At 44.5% G+C, this 593-nt stretch carries 1 protein-coding gene; it reads right to left on the bottom strand.

Features of this window, described 5'->3' with window-relative positions:
* A partial coding sequence (locus R7190_RS29040; protein ID WP_318138089.1) for a LysR family transcriptional regulator occupies positions 1 to 416 on the bottom strand: 416 nt, incomplete at its 3' end.
* Positions 417 to 593 lie beyond the last annotated feature (177 nt).

Here is a 593-nt window from a genome sequence, read left to right as displayed (position 1 = left end):
ACAATATTTGTCAGACCGTCATCCATGATCAGCTCTAAACGTATTTTCGGATAACGAGATAAAAACTCCCCCAAGTGCGGCTCGATAAGAAGCCGAGCGGCTGTTCTAGACACGCTAATACGAATGAGCCCCGCTGGCTCGATATGTAAATCATTCAGCGAACTTAGGGCTTGCTCAATATTGGTCAATGAAGGATGAAGGGTGTCGAGCAAACGCTGCCCTTCTTCGGTCAGAGACATGTTTCGTGTCGTGCGATTTAGCAGCCTGACTTGAAGTTGTTTTTCTAGCCCTTTCACATGCTGCGACAATGCAGCCCGCGTCACTCCCATTTCGGAGGCGGCTTTCGTAAAACTGCGATGGCGCGCTACATGCGCAAACCACGTTAGTGAAGATATTAGGGAAGGTTCAATAGCCATTTGTTAAGTATAACTTAACAGTCATGTGTGTAAAACGATATTTATCTAATACAGTTCGTTCACTAGTATTAACCCAAGGCTTACGCCCCACGAGACAAAACAGTGAAACGCTACAGGAGAATTTCGTTATGTCTAAAGTTACTTTCAAAAATCTAAATGGTCTGGGTATCTCTATTG

The organism is Vibrio sp. 1078-1 (assembly GCF_033340475.1).
The sequence above is the reverse complement of the archived record's forward strand: the minus strand, read 5'-3'. Positions and strand labels throughout refer to the sequence as shown.